Source organism: Spiroplasma attinicola (assembly GCF_023509825.1).
In the GTDB taxonomy this organism is placed as follows: domain Bacteria; phylum Bacillota_I; class Bacilli_A; order Mycoplasmatales; family VBWQ01; genus Spiroplasma_D; species Spiroplasma_D attinicola.
Genome location: NZ_JAKQXY010000001.1, coordinates 198,818 through 218,433, shown reverse-complemented (window position 1 = coordinate 218,433; position 19,616 = coordinate 198,818). Strand labels below are relative to the sequence as shown.

General features: G+C 23.8%; 19 protein-coding genes, 1 tRNA gene, 1 pseudogene and 1 other annotated feature. Of the genes and pseudogenes, 20 read left to right on the top strand and 1 reads right to left on the bottom strand.

The genetic code is table 4. The features are described from left to right. Positions 1-20 precede the first annotated feature (20 nt). From LT335_RS04470 to LT335_RS01030, 5 genes are all read left to right on the top strand, one after another. Positions 21-1,553, top strand: a complete 1,533-nt coding sequence (locus LT335_RS04470) for a sodium-dependent transporter (protein ID WP_249727986.1) — start codon at positions 21-23, stop codon at positions 1,551-1,553. 3 nt (positions 1,554-1,556) lie between these two features. Next, positions 1,557-1,694: a hypothetical protein gene (locus tag LT335_RS01045; RefSeq protein ID WP_249727984.1), complete on the top strand. Its 138-nt coding sequence runs from the start codon at positions 1,557-1,559 to the stop codon at positions 1,692-1,694. Positions 1,695-1,773: 79 nt separating this feature from the next. Further along, positions 1,774-1,848: transfer RNA gene (locus tag LT335_RS01040), tRNA-Gly, on the top strand. An 84-nt stretch (positions 1,849-1,932) separates the two neighbouring features. Then, complete coding sequence (locus tag LT335_RS01035) at positions 1,933-2,391, top strand: DxFTY motif-containing membrane protein (RefSeq protein WP_249727982.1); 459 nt, start codon at positions 1,933-1,935, stop codon at positions 2,389-2,391. 77 nt (positions 2,392-2,468) lie between these two features. Beyond that, positions 2,469-2,606, top strand: a complete 138-nt coding sequence (locus LT335_RS01030; RefSeq protein ID WP_249727980.1) for a hypothetical protein — start codon at positions 2,469-2,471, stop codon at positions 2,604-2,606. 40 nt (positions 2,607-2,646) lie between these two features. Here the strand turns inward: LT335_RS01030 and LT335_RS01025 are convergent, their stop codons facing one another. Beyond that, on the bottom strand, positions 2,647-3,324 hold the full coding sequence (locus LT335_RS01025) for an MBL fold metallo-hydrolase (RefSeq protein ID WP_249727979.1): 678 nt from the start codon (positions 3,322-3,324) through the stop codon (positions 2,647-2,649). A 165-nt stretch (positions 3,325-3,489) separates the two neighbouring features. Between LT335_RS01025 and LT335_RS01020 the strand changes: the two genes are divergently transcribed. From LT335_RS01020 to secDF, 15 genes and pseudogenes are all read left to right on the top strand, one after another. Then, the gene (locus LT335_RS01020; protein WP_249727977.1) at positions 3,490-4,035 is read left to right on the top strand and encodes a type II toxin-antitoxin system antitoxin SocA domain-containing protein; all 546 of its coding nucleotides are present in this window, start codon (positions 3,490-3,492) and stop codon (positions 4,033-4,035) included. Further along, on the top strand, positions 4,019-4,492 hold the full coding sequence (locus LT335_RS01015) for a hypothetical protein (protein WP_249727975.1): 474 nt from the start codon (positions 4,019-4,021) through the stop codon (positions 4,490-4,492). The genes LT335_RS01020 and LT335_RS01015 overlap by 17 nt, the downstream gene beginning before the upstream one ends. A 241-nt stretch (positions 4,493-4,733) precedes the next feature. Further along, entirely contained in the window at positions 4,734-5,240 is a 507-nt protein-coding gene (locus LT335_RS01010; RefSeq protein ID WP_249727973.1) for a type II toxin-antitoxin system antitoxin SocA domain-containing protein, read from the top strand. A 3-nt stretch (positions 5,241-5,243) separates the two neighbouring features. After that, complete coding sequence (locus LT335_RS01005) at positions 5,244-5,717, top strand: hypothetical protein (RefSeq protein ID WP_249727971.1); 474 nt, start codon at positions 5,244-5,246, stop codon at positions 5,715-5,717. A 703-nt stretch (positions 5,718-6,420) separates the two neighbouring features. Further along, a complete protein-coding gene (locus LT335_RS01000; protein WP_249727969.1) occupies positions 6,421-8,766 on the top strand; it encodes a hypothetical protein in 2,346 nt (781 codons plus the stop codon). Further along, positions 8,747-9,046, top strand: coding sequence for a hypothetical protein (locus LT335_RS00995; RefSeq protein ID WP_249727967.1), 300 nt, complete (start codon positions 8,747-8,749; stop codon positions 9,044-9,046). The genes LT335_RS01000 and LT335_RS00995 overlap by 20 nt, the downstream gene beginning before the upstream one ends. Positions 9,047-9,218: 172 nt before the next feature. Continuing rightward, positions 9,219-10,562: a hypothetical protein gene (locus LT335_RS00990; protein WP_249727966.1), complete on the top strand. Its 1,344-nt coding sequence runs from the start codon at positions 9,219-9,221 to the stop codon at positions 10,560-10,562. A gap of 171 nt (positions 10,563-10,733) precedes the next feature. Next, entirely contained in the window at positions 10,734-12,173 is a 1,440-nt protein-coding gene (locus LT335_RS00985; RefSeq protein ID WP_249727964.1) for a hypothetical protein, read from the top strand. Positions 12,174-12,300: 127 nt separating this feature from the next. Continuing rightward, positions 12,301-12,382: a sequence feature (ribosomal protein L21 leader region), on the top strand. Between the two features lie 6 nt (positions 12,383-12,388). Beyond that, positions 12,389-12,679: pseudogene (gene rplU / locus LT335_RS00980) on the top strand (50S ribosomal protein L21); the annotation flags it as partial. 270 nt (positions 12,680-12,949) lie between these two features. Beyond that, positions 12,950-13,264 (top strand): ribosomal-processing cysteine protease Prp, encoded by a 315-nt coding sequence (locus tag LT335_RS00975; RefSeq protein ID WP_249727962.1) that lies wholly within the window; start codon positions 12,950-12,952, stop codon positions 13,262-13,264. Between the two features lies 1 nt (position 13,265). Further along, positions 13,266-13,550, top strand: coding sequence for a 50S ribosomal protein L27 (rpmA, locus tag LT335_RS00970; RefSeq protein ID WP_249727960.1), 285 nt, complete (start codon positions 13,266-13,268; stop codon positions 13,548-13,550). Between the two features lie 167 nt (positions 13,551-13,717). After that, positions 13,718-14,998, top strand: a complete 1,281-nt coding sequence (obgE, locus tag LT335_RS00965; protein WP_249727958.1) for a GTPase ObgE — start codon at positions 13,718-13,720, stop codon at positions 14,996-14,998. Positions 14,999-15,033: 35 nt separating this feature from the next. Continuing rightward, positions 15,034-15,780 (top strand): NAD(+) synthase, encoded by a 747-nt coding sequence (nadE, locus tag LT335_RS00960; protein WP_249727957.1) that lies wholly within the window; start codon positions 15,034-15,036, stop codon positions 15,778-15,780. 23 nt (positions 15,781-15,803) lie between these two features. Continuing rightward, entirely contained in the window at positions 15,804-16,523 is a 720-nt protein-coding gene (locus LT335_RS00955) for a YebC/PmpR family DNA-binding transcriptional regulator (RefSeq protein ID WP_249727955.1), read from the top strand. Positions 16,524-16,660: 137 nt separating this feature from the next. Next, positions 16,661-19,600 (top strand): protein translocase subunit SecDF, encoded by a 2,940-nt coding sequence (secDF, locus tag LT335_RS04465; RefSeq protein WP_249727953.1) that lies wholly within the window; start codon positions 16,661-16,663, stop codon positions 19,598-19,600. Positions 19,601-19,616: the final 16 nt, after the last annotated feature.

Below are 19,616 nucleotides of genomic sequence, written 5' to 3'. Positions count from 1 at the left end.
GAAAGTCTAGGAAATAATTTATGGCAGTTAAAAAACGAAAAACCATTAGTAAATTTGGTTTTCTTTTATCAGTAATTGGCGCCACAGTTGGGCTTGGTGGCATTTGAGGATTTCCAACTCAAATGTATTTACATCGTGGAGCATTTTTTATTCCATTTATTATTTGTATGGTTATTTGTGCCATTCCAGTATTATTTTTAGAAATGACAATAGGTAATAAATCAAGAAAAAATCATATTGAGTTTTTTACTGAAAATGCTGGAAAAAAGGGAGCATTATTTGGTTGATTACAATCAACTACTGTTTTAGTTTTAAGTAGTTATTATAGTGTTTTGATTGGTTGAACTTTAATTAATATTGTCATTGCTTTTACTTCAAGTTTAAATCATCAAGATTTTTTCTATCATAATATTTTAAATATTAGTAATGATAATCCAACTAGTTTTAGTGCTTTAGGTAACTTAAATTGAAAAGTTTTAGTAGCAGTATTAGTTGTTTGAGCAATTTTAATTGTGATTTTAATTGGTGGTGTTGATAAAGGAATTAATAAAGTTAATCAAGTATTTATTCCATCACTATTTATTATGATTCTTTTCTTAGTAATTTATACCTCAACTTTAAAAGGTGCTGGTAAAGGACTAAGTGTTATGCTGGAATTTAAACCGAAAGAATTGTTAAACCCAACTTTATGAAAAGATGCTTTTGGTCAAGCTTTCTTTATGTTATCAACAGGAACAGGAACAATTTATATTTATTCAGCTCATGCGCCAAAGCATCAAGATAATACTAATCATGCGTTTGTTGTTGGGATTGGAACAAGTTTAGTTGGTTTTTTAACTGCAATGATTGTTTTCAGTGCCATTGGAAATATTGCTAATGTTCAAGGTAAAGCATTTGATGATGTCTTTGGTAGTGGTGGTCCTGCTTTAATTTTTCAAGTTTTTCCACAATTATTTGCCATTATTAATCAATCGGTACCAATTTTTGGTAATGTCGTTGCTGTTATTTTCTTTTTAACCTTAGCCTTTGCAGGAATCTCGTCGTTAATTGGTCAGGTTGAATCAATGGTTAACGGTTTGGAATATGAAGTTAAAATGTCACGTTTTAAAGCTTTATTATTTTCATCACTCTTTGCTATGATTCTTTCAATTTTATTTACTTTTAATAATTCTCCTGCTTTAATTAGTGCTGTCGGAACTTGAATTGCTCAAATGTGATTATTAATTTTTGGTTTAATCTTATTAATTGGTATTGGTCCATTAGGTTGAAAACTTTTCCCAAGTTTGAAAAAATTTAATGATCAGCACTCGTGAATTAAATGGAATAAATTTTATAGTTTATTAATTTTATTAGTTGCACCACTGATTGTTTTAGCTAATATTGGTGCTGGAGTATATGATGTTGTTAAAGGAATTGAAGCAAATGCCTTTACTAATGGTTTAATTGGTTTAATTGTTGGAATTGTTATTCCATTACTTCTAGCTTTAGGTTGAGTATTTCATAAAGAAATTGCTCGTTTCTTTGGCAAAAAACAAAAAGTGGAGGCAAAGTAAATTATGTCAACTAGTGCAATTATTTATTTAGTCGTTTTATTGGTTATTCACATTGGTGGATTTGGTTTCTTTATTTTTATGGATTTAAAAAAACATAGGGGTTCAAATAATAAGAAACCAAAAGAAGATGAAGCCGAATAAAAAAAATAATGAAAATTGAAGGGTTTTTCAATCGGATATTGACTTTATTATTAATAATTGATATAACTATTTATGGCTTGCGGGTGTCGTATAATGGCTATTATTCTAGTCTTCCAAACTAGCGATATGGGTTCGATCCCCATTACCCGCTCCATTCTATATTTTTATTAATTGATGTTTTTAAACATCTTTTTTTATTTTAAAATGATGTTATAATCAAAAATAAAAAGGAATTAATATGAGTAATAATGACGAATTAAATTTGAATAAACAAACAATCGAACATTCGCCTTTAAAAAGAACAAGATTTATTATTAGTTTTGCTTATTTGGTTATTCAAGTTTTGATTCCAGGATTAGTATTATACTTTTTAACATCAAGAGATTTTACTTTTAGTTTTCATTTACCTTTATGATTAATGTTTGTTTTATCTTTTGCTTTAATTTTCTTTGTAATTATTGCTACTTTAATAACTTATAAATTAAAGTTACACCAATTAGATCAATTTACTTATGTAACTCCGTTTACTTTTTTTATTCTTGGCTTATATTTATCTAGTTATTGATTGGGAACGAATTATTTTTTAGTTCGCTTTATTATTGCTTTTGTTTTGGCAATTGTTGGTGTTTTCTTAGCTAGTCTTATTTTGATGTTCGTTGTTAGAAAAAAGAATTTAAAATCAGTTGTTAAAAATTAATTATTTTTAAAAAATGACTATTAATTAATATTAAGAGTACTATAATTAATTTAGGAAAAGTGAAAGGGGTAATAATTATGGGATACAATAATAACAAAGCCAACCAAAAAAATAATAACAATACAAATCAAAGTCATAATAACAGTCAATACAATAGTACAAATAATAACAGAGCTAATCAAAAAAATCCAAATAACTCAAATTATAAAGGATAAATATTTTAATAAATGGTATTAATGAAAAAGAAGGATAATATTATCCTTCTTTTTCATTAGTTTTTAAAAATTCTTTAAGAACTTGATTATTAGATAGCATGGTTTTTAAATTATAGATTTGATGATGGCCTGGATAAACATTTAGTTTTTTATCTAATTGACTTAATTCAATTAATGATTTTTTAAAGTATTTATTATCACAATAATCAATATCATGAAAGCCAATTTTATCGTAAAAAATTGTATCACCAATAAAAACAGCATTATATTCTTTAATTAAAATATATTGACTGCCTGGAGTATGACCTGGAATATGAACAATATCAATTGTTAATCCGATTAAATTAATTGTAATATCACTTTTTAAAATAATTAAATTTTTAATTGGGTTTTTAACTGTAATATTTAAATCACGTTTTGATGAAAAATTGCGTTTCGCACTAAATAAACAATCTTCATCTCATTGATTAATATAAATTGTCACATTTGGGAAAGCAATTAATAGTTGATCAATACCTAAAATGTGGTCAAAATGACCATGGGTAATTATTAAATTAGTAATAGTAATTTTATTTTCTTTAGCATACTTAATTGCTTTTTCAACAGCATGAGAAGCATCAATTAAAATTGCTTCTTTATCTTTTATTACTAAATATGTTCCTTGATTATTAATATTAGGATCAATAAATTGTTTGATATTTTGATTGAAATTACTCATTCTTAAACTCCTTTTATTTATCTTAATAATTAGTATAAAGGCAATAAATAAAATTAAAAGTAAAAGTTAGAAAATAATTAAATCTTTTGTTTTAAAACTTAATTTTAAACAATATAATTAGTTTAAATCAAACTTATCATTTTTTAGAAAGGGGTTGAAGATGATATGGAAAATTTAAATATTGATATCAAAAAATTTAGCGAATATATAGTTAATCTTATTTATGATGTTAGTACTTTTGATATTAATAATACTGAAGAACAAAAAGTTTCACCTTTAAAATTACAAAATCTACTTTATTGTGCTTATGCTTGAGCTTTAGCAGCATGAGATAAAAAATTATGAATTAATAATTTTGAGAAATGAACAATTGGACCAATAATACCAGAAATTTATCATGATTACTCAAAAAATGGAGTTCAGTTATATGATAGAATAAAAAAATTTGTCAAATTTTCTGAAATAACAAATCTTGAAAGATTAAATTTAGAATTATTAATAATAGATTTAATTGAAAAATATACTGATATTGAATTAGCAAAATTAGTTTGTGATAATATTTGAAAAAATACAAATATAAGTTCAATCATGAAAGCTGAAGATATTGCAAAATATTATTCAAAAAATGATGATACTTTTCTTGATAAAATAATGTATAACCAAGCATTAGAAAATAATGTTAAGTTTTTTAAATATGGCAAAAAAAGATAATTATATCGCTAATGCTAGTATAATTCATATTGGTTTATCTTTTAAAAGTTATGATGGTAAAAAATTAAATAATCGATTTATGTGTGTATTTTCAATTGAAAATAATGATTTAATATTAATGCCAATGTCTTCTTTCCATAGTGAAGAAGCAAAAAAGCAAAAGTTGAGAATATCAGCAAATTTTGAATATTTAAAAATTCATGGTAATACTCGTGATGGTTATATTAAATATGATCAATTGTATTATTTAAATAAAGAAGAATTTAATAATTTTAATGAATTACAAGCATATCGTAGAATGAATGAAAAACATTTTAAAAAATTACAAAATCATGTTAAAAATTTACAAAAAAATCATATAAAATTTTTGAAGAAAAGAATTGTTTTTGAAGATTTATTTGTTTTTAATGAAAAAGAACAATGCTCTAATAGTATCTTACTAAAGAAAAATTATTAATAATGCAAAAAAATATGCAAAAAATAAGAAAATATGAAAAAGCATTGAAAAAATCACAGCAAGTAGCAGAAGAAGTAGATGAAGATAATAATGAATTTGATGACTATGAGCGCTAAAATTATTTAAAAGGAATATATTTAATTAAATATATTTCTTTTAATTTTTATTTATAATTTAATTTTAAGATTATATAATTAATTTATTCAAAATTTATTATTTGCAGAAGGGGGTCAAAAATAATATGAAAAATTTAAATATTGATATCAAAAAATTTAGCGAATATGTAGTCAACTTTTCGTATAATACAAGTAATTTTGAAAATAAAAAAAAGATTTCTTCTTTACGATTGCAAAATCTACTTTATCTTACTTATGTTTACGCTTTACTAGCATGAGACAAAAAATTATGAACAAATAGTTTTGAAAAATGAACAATTGGACCAGTGATTCCAGAAATGTATCATTATTATTCAAAAAATAACTTTAAGATAATTGATGATGAAAATCATTTTTTTAAAATTACTGAATTAAAAAATATTGAAAAATTAGAATTAGAATCTTTAATATTAGATTTAAATCAAGAATATAGTGATTTTGATTTAGCTAAACTTGCTTGTGATGATATTTGAAAAAATACTATAGTAAATTCAAAAATTAAAGACCAAGAAATGATTAAATATTATTCAGAAAATGAAACATTTTTAGATAATTTAAATGACCCATCATTAGAAAGTAATATTAGGTTTTAAACTATGAAAAAGATTAAAAAATCACTTGTAGGCACTGTGCTCCATATTGGTAAACCTTTTGAAAGTCATGATGGTGTTTCTTTAAATAATCGATTTATGTGTATATTTTCAGTTGAATCTGATCATTTGATGTTAATGCCAATGTCTGCCTTTCATAGTAAAGAACAAAAAAATCAAAGATTAAATGGTATAGTAAATTTTGAATATTCAAAAAAACATGGTAATACTTGTGATGCTTACATTAAATGTAATCAAATATATGTTTTAAGAAACGAAGATTTCAATAATTTTGATGAAATAAAATTATCTCGAAAAATAAATAAAGAACATTTTGAAAAATTACAAAATCATGTTAAAAATTTACAAAAAGATAGTAAAAATAAATTTTTTAAAACAGTGGTTAATTTCAAAGATTTACCTAGAACAATTAAAAAAGAACAAATTAATAAAAGAAAATTTGATGAATATGAACGCTAAATTAGAGAAAAAGTAACTAAAAATGAACTGAAATAAGCATCTATAATAAAGTTGGCACAAAAATAAACTCTTGTGTTTATAATTATTAGAGGTGCTTTTCTTATCGCTAAACAATGGACAAAAGATCAAAATAAGCATTTAATTATTCAATATAGTGAAAATCATACATCCATTTCTACTTCCGCAAAATTTAATATCAGTAACTCAACTTTAAAAAGATGATATTGAAAATGAGGATTTAAAAAAAATATTTGTTATATTAAATAATTTATTTGAGGAAAACAAAGTAAATGGTAAAGTTTTATTTTCTCAACTAATGGAACAGATTTATAAGAGAAAACCAGACTTTAATCCTAAAAATTATGGAGCAAAAAGTAATAAAGTATCAAAATTTTAAAGAGAGTTTAAGTAAAGAGTACAAATTAACAAAGGAAAAAATTATATTTTATATAGAAAAAATGAATTACAAAAATATTTTTGTAATGATGAATAAAAATAATATTTATTTAATTAATACTCTAATCCGTAAAATAATTAACTCAATAAGGGCGCATTATTCGTTGTTTCAGGATAGAATGACACTGTATCAATATTGTAAGCTTGTAGCTAGTGAAAAGAACAAGAAGGGTTGAAGGGTTTTAAATATATGATTTGTTTGGTACTATGTAAATAGTAAATTAAAAGGGGAAAGGCAATAAAAATAATGTGTGGCAAAATTAATAATAATATTACTGTAGATTTTCATATACATTCATATGCAAGTGCTCATAAGGAAGTTGAAGAAGTAGTAAAAAATTCTACAGTAAATAATCTTGACATTTTATTTCAAAAGTTAGAAGAAAATAATATAAATTTATTTTCAATAACAGATCATAATATATTTGATAACAATATTTTTTTAGAATGTAAGAAAAAAATAAAGTCTAAAGTTTATTCACAAATTAAAAATATTATTCCAGGTATAGAATTTGATATTAAATTTGAAGAAGAAAAAAGTAAATATGGTCATATAATTGCTTTATTTAATTTTAAAAATGACGAAATAGATTCTTCACATTTAGCACATGTTGTAAAAAATAAGTTTTCAAAGCAAAAAGTTTATTCAAAAAAAGAATTTGAAGAACTTTTGAAAGAAATTAATCTTGATGTTATTTTAATTTCTAGTCAAACAAATGCATTAGATAATTCAAATAGTAGTAGATCTTTAAATACACATTGTAGTAATCCTAAAGATTATATTAATTGTGGATATATAAGTGCATTTGAATTTCAAAAACCAAATATTGAAGGAATTTTGATTAATAGTTTGAATGAAATTAATATAGATGCTTTTGCTAAAATTATTAGTAGTGATTGTCATGATTGAGAAGCTTATCCATGACATGATAAAAATTCTGAAGAATATAAAAATCATGAAAAAAAACAATTTAGCCAAATACGATGTCTTCCTACTTTTAAAGGATTAATGATGGTTTTTACATCCCCAGAAACAAGATTTAATAGAAGAGATTATAAAAATCCTGTGATTAATAATATAGAAATAGGAAATATTCATTTGCCTTTAGTACAAGGAATTAATGTAATTATAGGAGATAATGGTTCAGGTAAAACAGCTATTTTAGAAAGTATAATTAGAGAACATAACAAATTGGTTCCTTATTATAAAGTTTTTAAAGAGAAATATAATATAAAAAGTCATTTCAATAGAGAAATAAAATATAAATATATTCCACAAACTTACATTATTCAATTAAGAAATAAAGGAATTTTACTTAAAGATTTAATTACATTAGGTGTAGGTGCTATAGAAGTAAATAATACTAAGTTTATAACAGAAAGTACAAATTATTTTAATAAATTAACTTTCTATATTAAAAATCAAATAAGTATAAATAATTTATTATTAAAGATGCATAATAATAATTTAGAATTGCTTACAGACGAATTGACAAAATTGTTTTTTATTACTATTTTTAATATTAATTATTTAAATTCTACTGAAAATTTTCATAAAAATAGAAAAATAGATTTAAAAAATATTTTTGAAAGTTTAGAATCAGAATTAAAAGAAAACGATGATTATTATAAAAATAATAAATTAGATAATGCATTTAAAAAGGTAATAATAGATTTAGAAAATTTGCTGAAAATCATTGAAAAAAAATCTAATGATTTAGAGAAAGAAATAAGTATTAAAAATATAATACTTAGCAAAATTAATGATTATAATCAAAGAATAAAAAAACAAAGTACAAGTGATGATAAAAAACAGCAAGATTATATTAAAAACTTTAATTTAATTAAAAACAATATAATTGATTTAGTAAAATTAAAAATAAATAGTACAGTTTTTCCTACTTTTCCAAATCCTATTAAAGGGTGTGAAATTGAAAATAAACAAGGATATAAATTTATAAAAAGAACTAAATATGATGATAAAGATTTTAAGGATGATTTTTATGAAACTCTATTCAATAAAGGATGAAATGAAGAAAAAATTAGAACGCTTAATACTGAAGATAAATATAAAGAAGCTATCAAGGGTTTAAATTCAAATGCTTTAAACTATGAAGAAAAAGTTAATGAAAATTTTCAAAAATTTCTTGAAAAAATGCAGAAAACTGAAGATTCTATTTTAATTGCTAGTTCTGATAAAAATATAGGAAGTACTCCAGGTGAATTATCTCTTGCATATTATAAATTTATAGTTCAAAACTCAAAGGATACTTGAGAACTTTTATTATTAGACCAACCAGAAGAAAATATATCAAATAAAAAAATCTATTCTAATTTAATTGAATATTTAAAAACTTTAAGAGATGAAAAACAAATTATAATAGTTACTCATAATCCTTTGCTAGTAGTAAATTTAGATGTGGATAATGTTATACATTTAAAAAGAGAAAAGGGGAAATTAAATATTAGTAATGGATGCTTAGAGTATGAAAGTTTAGAATATAATATTCTAGAGTTAATATCTGATGATATGGATGGAGGATATGAAGCAATTGAAAGGAGAATAAAAGTTTATGACAAAAAAAATAATTAAATTATCCTTGTTAAAGGAAGATAATAATTTTATAATAGAAATATTTTGTGATAATATTTCAAAACTAAAAGTTCCTAAAAACAATATAATTAATGCTAAAGATATTTATGAAAGTTTAGAATATAATACGGAAAGTACATATAAATTAGAAGAAGATTATAGTACTGATGATATAAAAAACTTTCCTGATAAAGTATTAAAACCTTTTAATGAATTGAAAGATCTTTATACAGAAATAATTAATGAAATTAATAATATAAATAAAATTAAAAAAGGTTAGTGAGAAGATGTAAATAAAATTTATATTAACAAAAAATATTTAAATTCAAGACAGTTTAATTATTAATTATTTTGTATGTTATAAGTCTAAAGATAAATTTGTATACTCTTTTAATTAATGAAAAAAATGTTTATTATATTTTTATATAATTTTTAATTGAAGGTAAGGTTAAATGAAGTTAAAAGAAGTTTTACCAGGATTACTTTTTATTCATAATAATAATCTTAAATATAAATGATTTGAAAATGATGTTAACTCTATATGTTATACATTTAGTTTTAATTTATTGAATTCTTCAATTAAAGAAAGTTTATCTAATTTACGTAATTCACAACAAATTAATAATAATGAAGAAGTTAATTTATGAAATATTAGTAATTTTGAATTAGATTTTTATCATGACGAAAGAGAAGGATGATTTCTTCATGATGGAGAAGAACAAATTTTGTATAATTTTTCTTGATGACAAGAATATAGGCATATTTTTGTATCCAAAATTCTTACTAAAAATCAAAATTTCTTTTATAAAGGAAAAATAAAATTTAATGTGATTAATGGAGAAATAAATCAAGAATCTATTGTATTTAGTTCTAATAATGACAATTCAATGGAAATATCAAAAGTTAATGGTCTTTTGTTTAAAGAATTGAATTCTATTGATAATCTTATTTTTAATAAGAAATGTATTTTGAATATTAATTTTAATAATAATTTATTATTAACATATATTAATGAAATTAATAATAAGTATTTAAAAGGAAATGATGCTACTTCATTTGAAATTAAGCAAACTTTAAAAATTATAAAATATTGTATTTTACAATCTGACTTTTATAATTGTTTAAATAATATTAGATCAATTAGAAATTTAATTTTTGCTTATATTAATGAAGAAATTTTTCATCCTATTTATTTAAATTTAGAAATACTAATTGACCGTGAACTTTTATGAAGAAAAGATTATTTAAAACAACTGCAAGAAAATGAAAAAAATAATGAATATCAAGAGAATGAAATTAAAAAAACTGAGAATATTATTAATAATAATGAACAAAAGCTTAATAAAATAATTAATTGATATAAACAGTTCAAAAAAATAAATGATATAAAAGATGATTATGAAATTGTTCAATCTTTAATCAATGAAAGAAAAGAGTATTATAAACAATCAATATATTTTTTTGAAGAAAGTTTTGAGAATTTAACAGAAGAGAAATTTTCTCCATATCAAGTTGAAAATAGTAAAATAATTAAGTTTATTGAAAATAAAGTCTTAAATAAAGATGAATTAATTTCTTTTAAAACAGCTAATTTATTAACTAATAATTCGGTTCATAAAAATAATTATGATCGAGAAAATTATGATGGATGATATTTAAATAATAATGAATTGAATATTTTAAAAGAAACTTTAAAAATTTATTTGAATATTTTTATTAAATTTCAAAATAACATTAGTTCTTATAAGCAAGAAATAGAAGAATTAGAAAAAGGATTAAAATTACAAATAAATTAAATTTTTCTAAAATATTAGACTGAATATTTTTTAAGTAGACAAATGAAATATAATTATTACTATAAGTATATATATTATTACAAATATAAAATTAAAGCATACTTTACTTTAATTTGAGTTTAAGTATTATAAAATAATGAAGAAAATCAGAAAGGTTTAAAACTATAAATAATGTTTATTAAAAATAAAGATAATAAGTTAGACATCAATGATTTAAAAACAGGAAATAATAAAAACTATAAATATTGAGAAAAAATTTTTTCGCAAGAACAAATGGAAAGTATAATTTCAAAAAGGAAAAACTATTTTATTTTATTAGGTAATGGAATTAATTATTTTTTTGATATAGAACGTTATTATAAATTTGATGATTTAGAAAATAATTTAAAAAAAACTATATTTTATAGTATTTTAGAAGCAATTAAAGATTATGGTAAAAATTTGTGATTTGATATTATAGAGATATCAGAAAGAATAAATCTTTATATAGATGAAAATAATTCAGCAAATTATGTAGATAATGGCAAGATATACTTAAATTGACAGCAATCTGAAAAAAATAAAAATTTTTTAGATTACAATGGTGAGGATTCATATTTTGGAGAAACTAAAGAAATTCCTCCAGAATATAAAAATTTTGAATATTGATTAAGAAGAATAAAAGGTTTAATTGGTCTTTTAGAACAATTAGAAGAAATATGCGAGCCAGAACAAATTCATAGTTATCCTAAAGAAATGGATTGAGTTCGATTTTTAAAAGGTGATAATATTGAAATTTTTACTCATAAAGTATTTGAAAATATACTTTCTGAATGTTATAAAATTTCAGAAAAATGTAATAATTTTAATTTAATTGATGAATATGATTTGAAAATATGATTTAAATATTATGACAAAATTTGTCAAACATTAAAATTTTTAAATGATTTAAAAATATATTATGAAAATTCTGTTTTAAAAAGTTTATTAATTGAAGATAAAAATAGTTCTTATCAAATAAATTATGAGAAATTTAATACTTTTATAGATTATTCGTCTAAAATTTTTACATTAAATTATGATTTAATGATGGAAAAATACTCTTCAGAAAGAAAAAAAGAAATTTGTATAGAGCATTTACATGGAAAATTTCATGAATTGTATGACAAGGATGTCATTAATAATTTTGAAAGTGAAGATTTTGACAAAATAAAGATAGAAGGTAATCTTTGCTTGGAAGGTTTTTATTTTGAAAAAACTGATAAGTGCAAGGAAAGTTATGAAAAGTTATTTGGAGAACTTGTAAAAGTTAAGAATGTTATTATTTTTGGAGTAGATACTAGAGGTGATTTGCAAATCTTACATTATTTTTTTAAGAAAATTATTGAAACTGATAATTATAAGTTAAGAATTTATTTTGGTATTTTTGTGGATAAATCAGAACAAGTTGATTCTAAAATATTTGAATTAATTAATTTAATAAAATCTTTTTATAAAAATAGTTGGGATTATAGTTCGAATTCATTTTTTGGTTTGTCTGAAAATGAAGAAAAAATGATAAAAAATATTGATAAAGCATTGGAAACTTTATATTTTTATGATTCAAATATTTTTGGCAATTCTTTTAAATAAAGTGTATTATTTTTGTTTTAAAAATTAAACTTGAATATTACTTTTTAAACAATTTAAATTACTAAAAATAACTCTTGCTTTCTCTTGCTTTTGCTAGCAATTATCTTTATAATTAATAATGCTGTGAAAACAGTTGCAACCGCACTTTTTTAGGTTTTAAGTGATAATAATTTGGTTATCCACCTTATAAGGCGAGTCTAAGCTGGAGGTGCAAAATGTTTGCAATAATTAAGACCGGTGGCAAACAAATTAATGTTGAAGTTGGTCAAGAATATTTTATTGAAAAATTACAAGGTAATCCTGAAGATAAAATTGTTTTTGATCAAGTATTAATGATTGATGGAACAGTAGGTAATCCAATAATTAAGGGTGCTTCAGTTCATGGAATCATTATCAAGCAAGATAAAGCGAAAAAGATTGTTGTTTTTAAATATAAACCAAAGAAAAACTCAAAAACTAAATATGGTCATCGTCAGCCATATACAAAGGTAAAAATTACTGATATTTTGTTAAGTGGTAAACCAACTGCAAAAGCAAAAACAACAGAAAACAAAACAACAACTAAAGCGACAACAAGTAAAACAACAAAATCAGAACAAACTGAAACTACTAAAAAAGTAACTAATAATAAAGTAGTGAAAGCACCAACAAAAGTTGCTGCAACTAAAAAAGCAACTACTGGTGAAAAGAAAGTAGTTAACAAAGAACCATCAACTGTAAAAAAAGCAAAAGTAAACAGTCCTACTAAAAAAGTAACAAAAAAATAGTTAATTAATATGGTAAAAACTAATTTTTATTATCAAAAAGATCAGATTGTTAAAGTTGAAGTTAGTGGTCATAGTAATTTTGATCAAGTTGGGAAAGATATTATTTGTGCAGGAATCTCTGCTATTGTCTTTGGTACTTTAAATGCTCTTGATAATTTAGTTTCACAACAAGAAGTAAAAATTGTTGAACCTAAAACAAAAGTTATCATTGAAGTTTTAAAACCATCGGATAACAATCAAATGATTTTACAAACAATGTTTTGACAATTAAAAACTATTAGTAATCAATATCGTAAAAACATTATTATTAAGGAGGTTTACTAAAATGCGTTTTCAATTAAATTTACAATTCTTTGCTTCTAAAAAAGGAGTTGGTTCAACTCGTAATGGAAGAGATTCTCATTCTAAACGTTTAGGAGCGAAAGCAAGTGATGGGCAGTTAATTCACGAAGGATCAATTATTTATCGCCAAAGAGGAACTAAAATTCACCCAGGAGTAAATGTTGGTCGTGGTGGTGATGATACTTTGTTTGCTTTAAAAACTGGTATTGTTAAATATGTTAAGTTTGCTAAAAATAAAACTAAAGTTAATATTTTAGAAGCAAAATAATAATATTAACAATTGTTAATAAAAGTTCTATTTTAAATAGAACTTTTTTATTAGTTAAAAAATCAAAACAAATAAATAATATCTATTTAATTATTGTTATTTTCAAGGTATCATTTATTTTGAAGATAGTTTAATAAAAAAATAAGAAAATTTTAGGAAAAATAATTATGAAGTTTATTGATTTAATCAAATTAAAAGTTAAAGCAGGTAAAGGTGGTGATGGAATCATCGCTTTTCGTCGTGAATTGTATGTTCCTAAAGGTGGTCCAAGTGGTGGCGACGGTGGCAATGGTGGTAGTGTTATTTTTGTTGGTGATGAAGGTTTAAATACTTTATTAGACTTAAGAAAAACAAGAGAAATTAAAGCCTTAGCTGGTGAAAATGGTAAACCAAAAAATATGCATGGTAAGAATGGTACTAATACGATTGTTCGAGTACCATTAGGAACAATTGTTAAGGATATTAAAACTGGCACAATTATTGCTGATATTACTAAAAATAAAGCAACTGCAGTAATCGCTAAAGGTGGAATTGGTGGCCGTGGTAATGCAAAATTTGCTTCATCAACCAATCGTGTGCCAAAAATTTCAGAAAATGGCACACCAGGTCAAGAATTTGAAATAATTTGTGAATTAAAACTTTTAGCTAATGCTGGTTTGATTGGTTTGCCAAATGCTGGAAAATCAACTTTCTTAAAAGTAGTTTCAGCAGCAAAACCATTAATTGCTGATTATCCATTTACAACTTTAGATCCGCAACTGGCAGTAGTAACAAATAATAATGATAGTTTTGTTATTGCTGATTTACCGGGTTTAATTGCTGGTGCTAGTGATGGCAAAGGATTGGGCTTACAATTTTTGAAACATATTGAACGTTGTCAAGTTTTAGTTCATATGATTGATATTAGTGACGAAAAAAGTGATCATTTTTTAACTTATCAATTAATTAAACAAGAGTTAAGTAAATATAATAAAAAGATTTTAGAAAAGCCAGAAATTGTTGTTGCTAATAAAATTGATTTATTAGCAGATTTATCAGCAGTTAAGAAATTAGCAGATGCAATTAAAAAACCAGTTTTTGCTATTTCAGCTTTAAAAAAAGAGAATCTTAAACCTTTAATTGCTGAGATTGCAAAATTTGTTAAAACTGTTGCAAAAGAAGAACCAGAAGAAGTTAAAGAAGAACATGTTTTATATAAATATCAACCAAAACCTAATGCTGAACCTGAAGTAATTGTTACAAAGATTAAAGACCATCAATGAGAAGTTACAGGTAGTGCTGTCAATAGAATTGCCCAAAGAAATCCTTTGAATACTTATCAAAATATTTTGTTGTTTAGAATTAAATTACAAGATTTAGGTGTCTTTGAACAATTAAGAAAAAAAGGTGTTAAAAAAGGTGACAGTGTTAAGATTTATAATTATGATATGATTTGAGAAACAGAATAAAATTAGCCAGAAAGATTAAAAGAAAGTGAATAATAATGAAATTAGAACAATATTTGGAACAAATTGTTAAATTTTTACAAGATGAAGTTAAGAAAGCTCATGCCAAAGGGGTAATTGTTGGTTTAAGTGGTGGTGTTGATTCAGCTGTTGCTGCTTTATTAATGAAAAAAGCATTTCCTAATAATCATTTAGTCTTGCTTATGCCTTGTCAATCTCCAGAGATTGATTTAGATTATGCTAATAATTTAGTTAAAAAACATAAATTAACATCGCAATTAGTTAATTTAGATGAAGTTTTTCTTAGTTTTAAAAAGAATTTACCAAAAAATATTCCATCAGAACAAGAAAAAACAATTTTTGGTAATTTAAAGTCACGATTAAGAATGAGTACTCTTTATACTTATGCTCAAATTAATAATTATTTAGTCGTTGGAACAAGTAATGCTGATGAATGACATACTGGTTATTTTACTAAGTATGGTGATAGTGGTGTTGATTTATTACCACTTGTTAATTTAGTAAAGCAAGATATTTTTCAAGCAGCAAAAATTCTAAATGTCACTAAAGAAATTATTGCTAGAAAACCGAGCGCTAGTTTATGAGCAGGTCAAACCGATGAAGCAGAAATGGGTCTTACTTATCAAGAATTAGATCAATTTTTATTAGGCGATATTAAAAAATTATCTGATCAAGTTCAGATAAAAATTACAACCATGCATGAACGAACACAACATAAACGCAAAGCAATTCCGCAAGCGCCAAAATGATGAAGTCGTAATTAAAAATTAAGAAAGAGTAAGAAATTATGTCAGGTCACTCACAATTTGCTAATATTAAACATCGTAAAGATGCTCAAGATATTAAACGTGGTAAAATTTTTCAAAAAATTAATCGTGAAATTTATACTGCTGTTAAATTACACGGTCCTAATATTGAAAATAATCCCAAGTTACGAACAATTTTAGAAAAAGCTCGTAGTTTAAATATGCCAAAAGATAATATTAATCGGGCAATTGCTAAAGCTAATAATCAAAATGATCAAGATAATTATCAAGAAGTAATTTATGAGGGATTTGGTCCAGGAACAATTGCTTTAATTATTCATTGTTTAACTGATAATAAAAATCGTACTACTGCTAATATTCGTGGTTATTTTAATAAATATCAAGCAAAATTAGGTGTTAGCAATTCAGTTCAACATTTATTTTTTAAAGCCGGTGTCATTGAATTTATTAGTCCTTTGGATTTAGATGATATTTTAGATTTGGTAATTAATTTTGAGATTTTAGATTTTAGTAAAGATGAAGAGATTGTGCAGTTAATTGTTGCTCAAGAAGATTTAGCAATCATTGTTCAGGCATTAAGAGCTGCAAAAATTGAAAATTTTGTTACTAATGAAGTTAGAAATGTACCATTTGAACCAATCAATGTTAGTGATGAAGATTTAGTTAGTTATCAAAAACTTTTTGATTTATTGGAAAATGATGATGATGTCCAATTTATTGAAAGTAATTTAAAAAAATAAGACTGATTTTGAATTAAACAACTAAAAAATTAATTGTCTTTTAATACTTTTGTTGGTATTCTTATATAGTATTATTAAGATATTTAATAAATCATTTTTTGATTTTATCTTAAAGATTTAGGAAGTGATTTTGCTTTATGAAAAAAAAATCATTAACGAAAGCAAAACGAGAAAAGAAACTTAGAGGTTTTTCTTTTTTTACGAGAATGACTTCTTTAATAATTATCGCTGCTGCAATTATTGTTAGTGCAGTTTTTAGTATTTTTTATTTAGACAGTAATCGTAATTTAAGTATTGAATTTGCTGGTGGCTATCAAACTCAAGTTAGATATGAGGGAGTTCACGAAGAAGATAGTAATAGTCGAAAAGTTATTACTTTATTAGAAAATCGAATTGATCCTTTAGGAACAAGTAATATTAATATTGAAAAAAGTACTAGCAATGGTGGTGATTTTTATAATTTATCAATTAGTAAAGATGCTGGGATTGATATTGCTAGTTTTATTAATAATGTTTCTCGTCGTGGGTATATTTATTTATTAGATGATCAAGGACACGATTTGTTAGCTAATAAATATGATGAAAATAGTAAAGCATGAAGTGCCAGAGAAGAAAGAATTACTACTAGTGATGCTTTTAGTAGCATTTCAGAAACAACTAATCAAAATTCTCATCAACCAGAAGTAGTTTTTAATGTTAATTCGCAATCAGACTTAGTTAGTACTATTCAAGCAATTACTAAAGATGGGTCTAATAAAGTTTATTTTTATTCTGATATTGGTAGTTTACTAAATTATATTCGTAATACTTTAACTGGTTTAGAAGATTTAGCATCAGTAATTGAAAGTGAAACTAGTCAAACTAAACAAGATGCTTTAAAAGTTTTATTGGCAAATGAAACAGTTGGTTTAGATGATGCTACTGGACAAAAAATGTATAATGCGATTAGAAATCCAAATTCATCGGCTGGTAAACAATTAAGAAATCTATTAGATCAAAGTAAAAATGGTCTTTATATGATTAATTGAATTTATTCTGATACTTCAACAACAACGCCATTATTAGTTGATACTAATAATAAAGATAATGTTTTTGACCCTAATAATCCTTTTGATCCATCAGAACCCAAAGGTTCACCAATGAATGCTTGATTGCCACATATTAAGGATTTAATTGTTTTACCTGACATTTCACAATTTCTTGATACATCAATTATTAGTTATAAATATGCACCATATTATATTGGTGAAATTGCTAGTCTTGCAAATTCTAATAGTAATCAAATTACTATTAATGATAATACTTTTAATAAAGCCAAAGTTCGTCAAATTGTTAATCTTTTAACTGCTGGTAAAGAACAAAATGATTTTATTGTTGAAGCGTTTTTAACAATTGATGCAACTTTAGGAGCACAAGCTTTAAAAATTGCGATAATTGCTTTAGCTGTTGCTTTGGCAGTTTTAGCAATTGTGATTATTTTTAATTATCGGTTCCTTGGTTTTATTGCTATTTTTACAATTATTTTATTTTTAGTTATAACTTTAGTAGCATTTACTTTCTTAAATAATGTTGTTGCTCCAGAAACTGGTATTGCTTTAATTATTGGTCTTGCTTTATTGCTAGATTTAATTGTTGGTTTATTTAATAATCTTAAAAAAGAATATCGTTCAGGAAAAAGTGTTTATGAGGCTTTTAAAGCAGCAAATAAAAAATCATTAGTTTCAGCTTTTGATTGTAGTTTGATTGTTTTAATTGTTAGTTTAACAATTTTCTGATTTGGTGCTCGTTCAATTCGTGGTTTTGCAATTATGACTTCAATTTCAACTTTTGGTGTAATTGTTTTAGGAGTATTAATTTTAAGGTTAGTCTTATATTTACTATTAAAAAATAATGTCTTTGAAAAAAGAGCTGCTTTGTTAGGTTTAACACCAAGAACTCGTTGAAACCCTAAGAAAAGTAAGAATTCTCGTTATAATCAAGCTAAAGTTAAATTAGCAGTTTTAGTTGCTCAAACTAAGAGTAAAACGACTAGTTTAAATGCTAGCAAATGAAATTATCATAAATTAACAAAATGAATTATTACTGGTTTTGCTGTAATTTTAGTTACTTCAGGAATTGTCTTTTTCACTGCTGGTGCTAATTTTAGTCAAGGTTTTGATAGTAGAATTGATTTTACTGGTGAAGTTGCAACCCAACAAGATCCAACTAACTCTAATAATTCTGATGGTTTTAATTTAATTAGTGAAGCAAATAGTCGTCGTAATGAAGTTATTAAGATTTTAAATGATAATGATTATTCATATCAAAAAGTTTATTATGCATTAATGACTAATTCACTAACTCCAGGTAGAAATGTGATTAGAATTATTATTGAAACTAGTGTTAAAGATAGTGCTGCTAGTGATTTTCGCCAGTTTTTACAAAGTGAAGTAACTTGAGCAAATTGAAACTATACAACTAATAATGCTTTATCAGGTAATCAGTTATTTAAAAGTATGCTAATTACAATTGCTATTGCTTTAATTACAATTTTTATTTATATTATTATTAGATTTCAATTTAGTTTTTCAATTCCACTGATTATTGCTTTAGTTTTTGCAGTTTTTGTCACACTAGCAACATTAGTAACATTACAAATTACAATTTCGACAATGACAATTGGTGTGATTTTAGCAGTAGTAATTTTAGTTTTAATTAATAGTGTCATTATTTTTGATAATATTAAAGAAATTAAATTAAACTTAACAAAAACAAAAAATGATAAGTTAACAAAAGATGAAATTGTTGCTATTAGTAATGAAGGTGTTAAACGATCATTAACAAGAACAATGCTAGCGAACGGTATTATAATTGTAACAGCATTAATCGTTTTATGCTTCCTACCAAGTTTCTGAGCAGTTAGTCTTGCTTTGATTCTTGGAAGTGTTGTTACCTTTCTTGTTAGCCATTTTCTTGCTCCTTGATTATGAACTTACTTTGAAAGATGAAGAATTAGAAGATTTCAAAAACGAGCAGAAAAAATTAAAAAACATTTTGTTGGACCTGATGAATATATTGTTTCTGGTATTAACGATTAATGGTTTTTTGAAAATA